At 47.5% G+C, this 10,377-nt stretch carries 10 protein-coding genes; 4 read left to right on the top strand and 6 right to left on the bottom strand.

The window, feature by feature from the left end; all coding sequences use genetic code 11:
• Together H6F50_RS16820 and H6F50_RS16815 are read right to left on the bottom strand one after the other, a co-directional pair.
• Positions 1-1,094, bottom strand: a 1,094-nt coding sequence (locus tag H6F50_RS16820; protein ID WP_190429587.1) for an ATP-dependent DNA helicase, incomplete at its 3' end; no start/stop codon positions are given.
• Positions 1,095-1,192: 98 nt separating this feature from the next.
• A complete protein-coding gene (locus H6F50_RS16815; RefSeq protein WP_190429586.1) occupies positions 1,193-2,773 on the bottom strand; it encodes a pentapeptide repeat-containing protein in 1,581 nt (526 codons plus the stop codon).
• Positions 2,774-3,439: 666 nt separating this feature from the next.
• On the opposite strand from H6F50_RS16815, the gene H6F50_RS16810 reads away from it, so the two are divergent.
• Positions 3,440-4,285, top strand: a complete 846-nt coding sequence (locus tag H6F50_RS16810) for a prephenate/arogenate dehydrogenase (RefSeq protein ID WP_190429585.1) — start codon at positions 3,440-3,442, stop codon at positions 4,283-4,285.
• A gap of 94 nt (positions 4,286-4,379) precedes the next feature.
• Here H6F50_RS16810 and H6F50_RS16805 read toward each other — a convergent pair whose 3' ends face one another.
• Entirely contained in the window at positions 4,380-5,162 is a 783-nt protein-coding gene (locus H6F50_RS16805) for an ion transporter (RefSeq protein WP_190429584.1), read from the bottom strand.
• Positions 5,163-5,346: 184 nt separating this feature from the next.
• Positions 5,347-6,372, bottom strand: a complete 1,026-nt coding sequence (locus H6F50_RS16800; protein ID WP_190429583.1) for a sodium:calcium antiporter — start codon at positions 6,370-6,372, stop codon at positions 5,347-5,349.
• A 498-nt stretch (positions 6,373-6,870) separates the two neighbouring features.
• Here H6F50_RS16800 and H6F50_RS16795 point away from each other — a divergent pair, with 498 nt between their 5' ends.
• The gene (locus H6F50_RS16795; RefSeq protein ID WP_190429582.1) at positions 6,871-7,365 is read left to right on the top strand and encodes a DUF427 domain-containing protein; all 495 of its coding nucleotides are present in this window, start codon (positions 6,871-6,873) and stop codon (positions 7,363-7,365) included.
• Between the two features lie 62 nt (positions 7,366-7,427).
• On the opposite strand, the gene H6F50_RS16790 is transcribed toward H6F50_RS16795, so the two are convergent.
• Positions 7,428-7,724 carry a hypothetical protein gene (locus tag H6F50_RS16790; protein WP_190429581.1) on the bottom strand — a complete coding sequence of 99 codons (297 nt, stop codon included), beginning with the start codon at positions 7,722-7,724 and terminating at the stop codon, positions 7,428-7,430.
• A gap of 275 nt (positions 7,725-7,999) precedes the next feature.
• Here H6F50_RS16790 and dapB point away from each other — a divergent pair, with 275 nt between their 5' ends.
• A complete protein-coding gene (gene dapB / locus H6F50_RS16785; protein WP_190429580.1) occupies positions 8,000-8,830 on the top strand; it encodes a 4-hydroxy-tetrahydrodipicolinate reductase in 831 nt (276 codons plus the stop codon).
• An 83-nt stretch (positions 8,831-8,913) separates the two neighbouring features.
• Positions 8,914-9,618, top strand: coding sequence for a phosphate ABC transporter permease (locus H6F50_RS16780; protein ID WP_190413019.1), 705 nt, complete (start codon positions 8,914-8,916; stop codon positions 9,616-9,618).
• Positions 9,619-9,659: 41 nt separating this feature from the next.
• Here the strand turns inward: H6F50_RS16780 and H6F50_RS16775 are convergent, their stop codons facing one another.
• Positions 9,660-10,289, bottom strand: coding sequence for a precorrin-8X methylmutase (locus tag H6F50_RS16775; RefSeq protein ID WP_190413018.1), 630 nt, complete (start codon positions 10,287-10,289; stop codon positions 9,660-9,662).
• Between the last annotated feature and the right edge of the window lie 88 nt (positions 10,290-10,377).

Here is a 10,377-nt window from a genome sequence, read left to right as displayed (position 1 = left end):
AGGACTCCCTGAAATTGGGGTGTATTCGGCATGGGGAGACGATCGGGGAGATATAGCTGAATCAGTTCGTTCTGCCTGTCTGGAGAAAACTTCAGACACGTTAGGTTGCCCAATCCTACCCGCTGACGATAGGCGATCGCTTCTGTCTCTAAATCCAGTGCCGCACCAATCAATACCACCGGCTCGTGGTGCCAGATTTTTTCTAAAGCAGTTGCCACCTCAACGGGGCCGCAATACAAAGAAAATTGGCCCTGACTCCGAGCAATTTCTGCCCACATGAGTTGGTCTTCTGCTTGCAACCGATGCCAAAAATTTCTCCAAGCCGGGGGTAAATTTGGCGAGGCGGGAAATTCTCCCCCTCTCCCACTCCCCTGCTCTCCAGACGGGATCGTTCTTGTTTCGACAAGATTCTGTCTGCCTTCAACTCCTATCGCATTCTCTAAGACCGCATAGAGACGCCTCAAGATGTCTTGCTCAGCAGGTGAAATCAGATAGCACTCGTAAGGATTGGCTGGATGCTGGAAGACAGCTTTTGTTAGCTGTACCCGCGCATCCCGGATTGCCTTTACCTTACGGGGAAAGGCCAGCATCAACTCTTCCCAATCGCTGGGTCGCAAGCTAGCAGTCAGTTGGTCGCGTGCCCACTCTTCCAAGTCATCGGCACCATCAAAAATAGTCGGAATGCCAAAGGGTATCCGATTTAGCCCTTTGAGGCGGTCAGCTAACCAAACCTCTGGAGAGATTAACAGCAGTCCCTGAAAGTCAGCGTCAGGCCATGCATCGCCTGTTAGGATGGCTTTTTCCCTCCCCATCCACTGTCGCATCTGAGGAATTTCCACCTCTAGCAAGCGTTGCTGAACTGATTCTGGAGCCACCAGGATGACAGATTTCGTCCATAGCAGTGCTGGTGCTAGGTAACTCAGGCGATACTTCCCCGTACCGTGCGAAGAAACTCCAGTCTGAATCAGGGCAGAACGCCCTAATCTTAAAGCCCGTGCCACCAGCCTCGCCATTGTCAGATGATGAGGCCAAGAACGATTCTCCTGCTCGCGAAGGAATGCACGTAGTGAGGAATGAACTTCTACCTCTATCACTTTAGATTTGAGACTTTAGAGTTAGGAAAGCAAAAAGTAAAAAAGATCGCTTTACATATTTTCTCTTTTTTTTCGCCTTTTGCCTGCTGACCCTTTGTTCAACTTTGCTGTAATTTTTCTAAATAATCAAATTCCTTGACAAATTCAATCAATGTACCTATTGGGGGGAGAATCAAGCTTTGCGCTTCCACCGAGTTGTTTTTCGGCAAACCGCTGGAATTAGATTGACTTTGATTCATAAACCGTTTCCCAAACACTGGGTGATGATAAACATTCAAGGTTTGATCCGTAGAATTATTTAGCACGGTCTGGGTTGGAGCCTGGAAGAAGTTTAATTTTCTTTTCAGTTCGGGCACCATTTTGCAAATATCGAGACTACCGACTTGATTGATTGTTTTATTAAGGGAGGCAGTTAATTGCTTGACCCGCTGAGCATCTTTATGCCCTAGTGATGATTGATTTTGAGATTGAAGTAGGTTCACTAGAGCGCTGATATTTTTCTGAGTTGCTACTGCATCGTTGAAGGGAAAAATAGCCACGTAAGCCAAGGGAAATAATTGATCGTTGCTATCAATTCTGAAAGTGAGAATTGTTTTTCGAGCGCTGACTTCCAAACTGGGAGGATGAGCGATCCCCGGATAATGCTTAGAGAGGTGATGATAAGTAGTGGCTAGTGCTAAATTTGCTTCTAAATCTAACGGTGCATCTACGATAATTCGGACGGTTGGCAGCGTTTCATTGAAGAACTTTTTTGATTCTTCAGTGGTAAGACGAAAAATTTCCGTGCGATCGCCATCCGGACTCAAGTCAACCCACTCGCAGGTCACTCCTTCGGTTTTCAGGCCGAAACGGGAGACTGCATACAGTTTTGCCCCGGTTAGAATCGCCCCGGTCAAGTCAGCTCCAATCCAATCGGCTTTAATCAATCGAGCTTGGGTAAGATCGGCGTGAACTAAGCTGGCATTGAGTAAATTAGCATTGCTAAGGTCTGCGCCGATTAAGTTAGCTCCGCTTAATTTTGCGCCGCTTAAGTCTGCCCAACGCAGATTTGCACCGCTTAAGTCTGCCCAACGCAGATTTGCGCCGCTTAAGTCCGCTCCGCTGAGATTTGCGCGACTGAGATTGGCTTGTCTTAGTTCTGTCTCTCGGAAATTGGCACCGCTCAAGTCGGTGCGGCTCAAGTCGGTGCCATTTAAGTTTGCCTGCTCCAAGTTGGCTCCCGTCAAAAAGGCACCCCGGAGGTTGGCTTCATTCAAACTGGCGCGACTGAGATTGGCTTCTCTAAGAGTGGCTTCACGCAAATCAGCACCGCTGAGGTTCGCTGATTTGAGATTGCATCCACTCAGATCGGCGCGAATTAGCTCGGCTCGAATCAAGACGGCTTGAATGAGCTGCGCCCCCCCCATATCCGCTCGAATCAGGTTAGCAACGTTGAAGTTTGCCTGGTTTAAGATGGCATTGCTAAGATTGGCTCCACTGAGCCTCGCGACATTAAGTTTGGCTTGAGTCAAGTTAGCGGCTTCGAGATTGGCACCGCTGAGATTCGCCACGCTTAAATTAGCGCCTGTCAAATTAGCGCCGCTGAGGTTGATGCCACTCAAGTTTGCCTCACTCAGGTCAATTGCCGCGAAGTTTCGCGCACCGGCTGCGTATCTTACTATCAGTTCATCGACATTCATTTCGAGCCACCTTGCCAGCATTCTCATTTTATGGTTAGGAGGAGGGCGCTACCAGCAAGCCTTGAGGTTCATTTGTCGTTTTGAGTGGCTGGGTGAGTTTGCAGCAGATGAACCCTGGCTTTGCTTGCGTTGAGTCGGGATTTTTCCCCGGCATCTATCTAAAGTTGTACAAAGTTGTACAAGCACTAATCTAGCGTGCCCCTCTGTAAATCTTAGAAGTAAGTTCAGTGAGGGCATCCTCAGAGTGATGAAGGATGAATGAAGAAATCTATTATGCTCCCTACCTCATCTGTTTGGAAGGGCTTTACTTTAAGAAAATAGTCGTCCAGCCATTTTGACAGAAGCCTAACGAGCGGCTGATTGGATCGTGGGGTAAGTTGGCACTGTATGCTAGAACATCATGCTAGAACATCGGTACAGTAGTCCCAGAGAGAACCCCTCTCCAGCCCTCCTTGTTTCGGGGAGACAGCTAAATTGCTCTTGTTTTCCTCATTTTGAGGAAATTTAGGAGCTTATACCATTTTAGATTTTGGATTTGAGATTTTGAACTGTAGAAGACTTGCGGTGATAGCGAAGCGCTGACTTGTCTGTTCGCGTCTGAGCCAGTAGCCATTTCCAGCAAGTTATTTGTGCCGATTTTACGGTGAAATAGTATTAGACAGAACCATGAATATTGGGATTGTAGGGTTGGGGCTAATTGGCGGCTCGCTGGGTTTGGACTTACGAGCGGCTGGCTATCAGGTTTTGGGGATCGCGCGTCGAGAGCAAACCTGTGTTGATGCGATCGCGCGTGGGGTCGTAGATGATGCGAGTGTGGATCTGGCACTCTTGGCAGCTGCCGATGTAGTTTTTGTGTGTACGCCCATTAGCGCGATCGCCCCAACCGTACAGCAGCTGATTCCTCATTTGTCTGCCAACGCCATCATCACAGACGTGGGTTCGGTCAAAAAGCCGGTGGTGGAAGCGCTAGAACCGATTTGGACGAACTTCGTGGGGGGGCACCCGATGGCGGGGACGGCAGAAAGTGGTCTGGAAGCAGCTCAAACTCAGCTATTTGCTGGGAAAGCTTATGTATTGACGCCGGTGAAGACGACGCCCCCAGCAGCCGTGAATATTGTCGAGGAAATCGCGCGATCGCTCAAAGCTAAAATCTATCAGTGCCGTCCAGAAGATCACGATCGCGCGGTGGCTTGGATTTCTCACTTGCCGGTGATGGTGAGTGCTGGTTTAATTAATGCCTGCATCAACGAAACCGACCCAGCGGTTCTAGAATTAGCGCAACAATTGGCGAGTTCTGGCTTCCGGGATACCAGCCGCGTCGGCGGAGGCAATCCAGAGTTAGGCGTGATGATGGCGCGGTACAATCGCGGGGAATTACTGCGAAGCCTTCAACAATATCGAACCGGACTCGATCAAATTATTTCTCAAATTGAGCGAGAAGACTGGAACGCATTGCAGGGGAAACTTTCTATCAACCAGCAGACACGACCGAAATTTTTAAACCTCGAATAGGGTTATTGCAAAAAGCGCGATCGCTCTACCGAACTATCGTCAATTAGGCAACGACAGCACAATCTGCCGCAAATGCGATCGCTTTCCTTCGCTACTAGCTACCTGTTAGTTTTTCCAACTTTGCTCCGCAAATTTTGCAAAACCGAGCATCTGTATCATGGGATGATAAACCGCAAGTAGGGCAAAGGGTTTGTACCTGATTAGCTGTTTTAACCAATCGCTTGATCAAGTCGCCCAATTGCCAAGGAATCAGAGCAATTCCGGTCAAAATCATTAAGACTGTCATCAAGCGACCTCCTTGTGAAATTGGTGTTACATCGCCAAATCCAACTGTTGTCATTGTGACAATAGAGAAATATACAGCATCCAAAAAAGTAGCGAATACTTGAGGATTTACTGGATGCTCAACTTGATAAATCAAGCCGGAATAAACAAATATGATTGCTAATAAAGTAAATAATATTCGAGCTGAAATCTCTCCATCTTCATTGATGGTGCGACCAAATAATCTTTTACCTTCTATGAATCGAAGAAATCGCAAAATCCTAAACCATCGAAATACCCGGATAAAGCTGATATCTACCACTCCTAATAAAAATGGCAATATTGCTACTAAATCTATAATTGAATAAACACTTAATATATGTTGAACTTTATTGTCTGCACACCATAAACGAAGCAAATATTCCCATGCAAAAAGTAGGAAAATTGCATAGTCTATAGTATTAAGATTAATTCGGACGTAATTTGGGAGTGGATAGGTTTCGATAACAAAAATTGCTGAAGACAGCAAAATCATTCCTGTAATTAGGAAGTTGAACGCTTTTCCTGTTGGTGTTTCAATGTCTTCTAAATAAAAAGCAATTTTTTGCCGCATCTAGATAAAATCACAAAACGAAAAGTGGCAGCTTGATATCAAACAGGAGAAAGTCGGTAATCGATAATCGGTAAAAATCTTTAAAGATAGAGCGATAAATCACGTTTGAATTTTGAATTAATTATTTTGAATAACTCAAAGTTTTTGTTTCTTTTTTAACAAAGCAAACCTCAGTGATAGTTGCTCAACTCCCAAAAAACAGCAGCGAAAACCCACTTAAGTATAGGAGTAGAATTAAAAAACTCTCGAAGCTAATATTTCCAATTCCATGTGTTTCCCGCCGCAACAAGCCCAAAACTAGAATGACGGTCATCAGGATCGTCAACGCGATCGCAAAAATCTGAGGCTGTGCCAAAGCATGATAAATCGAACCCTGCCGATAAGCAAAGTCAGAGAACGCCACCAGCATCACATCGAAGCTATTTCCCCCGATAACGCCACTCACCGCAAGCGTCAGCGCCCCTCGTCGCACCGCCGCGATGGTTGTTACCAGTTCCGGTAGGGCAGTTGACAAAGCGGTAAAAAGCCCTCCTACCATCGTTTCAGAAAGACCGCTGTGCATAGAGATCGAGAGTCCAGCTTCCGCCACAAAATAACCGGCACTGGCAAGCAGCCCCGCCAGTAAAGCGAACCTTAACCACAACACAGTCAATTTAGTACCCTCGGAATTATCTGCCTCCGGTTCGTCAACTTGCGTTTCCGCAGTCCGCCGAGGCCACCACATGGGCGTAGTTTGAGCCTCTGCCGCCAAACGTAAGCCAAAGATATAAGCGGCTGGGATAAGGAACGAGGCGGGATGAATTCCAAAAAAACTGACATCTGGCCCAGACATTGCCATCAGAGGAATTGCTAATAAAGCAACCAGAAGTGTTGCCTGCATCAGATTTGGCACGGAGGCAGCTGCGTGTGTCAGGTTGGCTTTCCCATAGGCAAGATCGGCAATGCTGAGAAATGCTGTTTGGGCAGCAATCCCTCCTAAAGCACTACTGATGGCAAGTTCGGCGTGACCTCCGGCAGCGGCGGTGACAGAGGTAACAATGCCTGCTAATGAGGTGCTACCGCCGAGGAACAAGGCACCCATCAGTGCTTCTCCAAGACCCGTTTCATCCGCTAGACGATCCGCTGTGCTTGCCATCATCGTTCCTACAACGGCAATGACCGCAGCAGCGATAAAAAAAACACTAATACTCAGGGTTAAGGAATCAAACACATCCACCTACTATGGTTCGGTTAATTTTTTCAATGCAAAATATTTGATTGCCCCAAGCAGAGTTTCTAAGGGGAAAATTTCTCCACCCTTTTGCAAAGGAGGGAAATTGGCTCATAGCAATGTTTTCCAGAGGGTTGCAGGATCTCCCAATCCGGAAAAGCAGACCGTATTGTGTTTAGGGATATCTCCTCTAGAGTTTTGGGTTTTTGGGTATCTAACTCAAACTGTATTGGTATATCCACCGCTTTTGTCTGCTATTTATTGTCAAAGTAAGCACCCTGAGAATGGCTACCTAAGCTTCATTATTCCTTGCACAGCTTGTCAGGTGCCTGTACTAGAAGTCAGATTCAGCAAAAATTTCTCTTGGAGCGATCGCTCTTTTTGTATGCTCCTATACACGGCTTCGCGCGTTTCTTAGCGCTAGCTACAACAATCAGCAAAGCGACAGCGCGGCACATCTAAAATAGCGAGTGTGATTCTACAACAGAAGAAGCCAGCATGAAACGCGATCGCATTGCACCCGGACCCGGTCAAGAGTCAGTCTGGGATTACCCTCGTCCCCCGCGTCTTGAGGAATCATCCAAGCACATCCAGATCGTCTTCAACGGCGTCACAATTGTTGATACTCAGCGGGCAAAGCGCGTACTAGAAACCAGTCACCCGCCTGTCTACTACATTCCTCCCCTAGATATCAAAATGGAATATCTAGTGCGAACTCTTCAGGAATCGTTTTGTGAATGGAAGGGAGGCGCTTTCTACTACACAGTCGTTGTCAGTGACAAACAGGCACCGAATGCCGCTTGGGGTTATCCCAATCCCACACCAAACTTCGCCAGCATCAAGAACTATCTCGCTTTCTATCCCCAGATGATGGATGTTTGTTCGGTCGATGGAGAACAAGTGCAGCCGCAACCTGGAGGTTTCTACGGCGGTTGGATCACCAGCGATATTGTTGGCCCGTTCAAAGGTGAGCCAGGAACCTGGGGCTGGTAGTATTTTCCAGGGGTGTACACCAGATGTACAAGATGTACACCCCTACTCTGCCTAGAACTCATTTAAGAAAATCCGGTCAATCCTTGGCATTGCCGTCTCTTCCACCATCGTTCTGGCGTGCGTTCCGGGTCTTCATCTTCAAAATAGGTCGGGACGCTACTCTCCGTAAGCGGGAGGTTGTGATTATTAAGAGTGGAATCCTCTGCTGAACCGTTTTTGTCGAGGTTACAGAAGAGTGGCGAATCGACAGAGGCGGCGTCAGTCTCATCCGATCTGTTCTCTATTTTTGCAGAGATGGCATCAGCTGTATTACCAAAGTTTCTCAGATCGTAAGTAGCCGAATTGTTAGGGAATGGCATTGTTTTATAACCGCTGAATAAACTAAATTTGAAACTTTTAAACAGAAAGATGTTCTACTTTGGAGTATAGCTTATTGAAAATTATTTTCAATAAGTTTTGTGACTTAAAGCTAGAGAAAGCCGCTGCTATATCCTCAGCCGTTCTAGCGAGCAGTGTTTGCGACAGAAAGAGAAATTACAAAGAATATCTTCTTGCACGCGATCGCATAATTCAGTTATCGTGGGAAGCCCTTCTTGGTCTAGAATGCGCTTGTCGAGAAGGGTATTCTTAAATCATGGCAAATCAACAGTATCCGATTCCCGTTGTCGTCAACGGTGCGGCTGGAAAAATGGGTCGCGAAGTCGTCAAAGCCGTTGCTCAAGCAAACGATATGACTTTGCTGGGGGCAATCGATCGCTCTTTGGAATACCAGGGTCAAGACGTTGGAGAAGTGGCGGGTTGCGAACCCTTGGAAGTTCCCATTGTCAGTGACTTACAAGGGATGCTGGTGCTAGCGACCCAGGAAAAACAACAGGGCGTTATGGTTGATTTTACTCATCCTGACTCAGTTTATGAAAATGTGCGGACTGCGATCGCTTACGGCATCCGACCTGTCGTTGGCACAACTGGACTTAGCCCGCAGCAAATCCAAGAGCTTGCTGAATTTGCCGACAAAGCCAGCACGGGTGCCCTGATTATCCCCAACTTTTCCATTGGCATGGTGTTACTACAGCAGGCAGCTGTCCAGGCGTCCCAATACTTTGACCACGTTGAAATTATCGAGTTACACCACAACCAAAAAGCCGACGCTCCTAGCGGTACCGCCCTTCAAACTGCCCAGATGTTAGGCGAACTGGGTAAAACCTACAATCCACCGACGGTAAAAGAAACTGAAAAACTACCCGGTGCTAGAGGTAGCCAAGCCGATGAGGGGATTCGCATCCACAGCGTTCGCTTACCCGGTCTCATCGCTCACCAAGAAGTGATGTTTGGGGCACCGGGTCAAATTTATACCCTACGCCACGATACTTCAGATAGGTCTTGCTATATGCCTGGTGTTCTTCTCGCCATCCGCAAAGTTATCCAGCTCAAATCCCTAGTCTATGGGTTAGAAAAGATACTATAAGTGGCTAATCCCTAATCGAAGGAGCGAAGGATTGCTCTTAAACAATTAGCCATCCTTCAATTAGCAATTCGCTTTTGAACAATATGTTAGTCCCATTAACGCGCAAGAAATTTGAAGACTTGATTCCCCAGATTGCCACTGGCCCGCAGTATGCGTACTGCTGGGGCAAGTTCCCAGACTTTTTAAAGCGATTGCTAATTTCTGTAGTAGCTGTGGTGGTGGTTTTACTCGTCGGCAAGTTTTTGCTGGGCGAGGATCTGAGCGCGATCACCTTTTTTCTGGGAATCATTGCGGGTCTTTACTGGTTGTGGGCACCCGTCTATTGGGCGAGTCTCCGGAATGCTTCTTATCGCCGCTACGCCTACAGTGGATTCTGGCGGGGTGAAGTCGTGGATATCTTTGTTTCTGAAGAGTTGATTGGCGAAGAGCAAACCGTCAACAATCGCGGGCAACTGGTGATTGTTGAAAACCGAGAGCGTCGGTTGAACATCGAAGTTGGGGATGAAACCGGATTTACGACCCAGATGCAAGTACCGCTTCGCCGCATCCACAAAGCAGTTAAACCCGGTCAAGTTGCTGAGATGGTCGTGCTGTCCAATCAAAAAGACTTGGGTCGGATTGCCAAGGTGACAGACATTTATATTCCCAGTCAGAATCTCTGGGTGAGTGACTATCCTTATCTGCGGCGAGACTTTTTTGAGGATGTCAGCCGTCAGTTAGGAGACAATGACGATGTTTCCTATCCTGAAGACCGTACTCCTAAGCGTAGGCGATCGCGTCGCCCTTGAATCGAGAACCGGCTAATGGCTAATGCCCCGCCTCCCTGCCCTTAGCCGACACCATTCGTATCCTGCCCATAAGCTTGCCATGCTAAGTCAACTAAACCATTGACAATCGCCGCTGCTACCACCGCACTACCTTTACGTCCATCAATTCGGATGTGAGAAACTAGCGAATCATTCAGCCGTTCCTTGGCAACATCCACATCCACAAATCCCGAAGGCGTGCCAATCACCAATGCTGGTCGAATTTCTTCTGCCTCAATTAGCTCGACCAGGGAAATGAGAGCCGTCTGAGCCTGACCCACCACAAAAATTCCTTCTGGATAGCGTCTAGCGAGGGTTTCAATTCCCCAGGCAGCGCGGCTTTTGTCTTTTTGAGGCCGCGTCAAGGCTTCCATACTGCAATACACCGGATTAGCAAAAGTACTTTGGATCGTGGGGCTAATGCCGACTTGTACCATTGGTACATCTACCACAATGGTGCTACGAGCTGCCAAAGCGGCTGCGCCAGCTTGGAGTGCCCGCTCAGAAAAGCGAATTAAAGACCGATATTCAAAGTCAGCGGTTGCGTAAATGACGCGACGCACAATCTCAAATTCCGCTGGTGAGAAGATGTGGTCGCCAATTTCTCGGTCAATGATTGCCAAACTTTGGGCATCCGTTACGTGCCATTCCATAGCGATTCGCTTTCAGCTTTTAGCTATCAGCTTACCAGCTAGCAGTCCGAAATGATTTTTGAAAACCAAAAGAGTGTTATTAAACGAC

The sequence above is a fragment of the Coleofasciculus sp. FACHB-712 genome (assembly GCF_014695635.1).
Lineage (GTDB): Bacteria > Cyanobacteriota > Cyanobacteriia > Cyanobacteriales > FACHB-T130 > FACHB-T130.
Note: the sequence above shows the minus strand (reverse complement) of the source record. Positions and strands in the feature narration are given on the sequence as shown.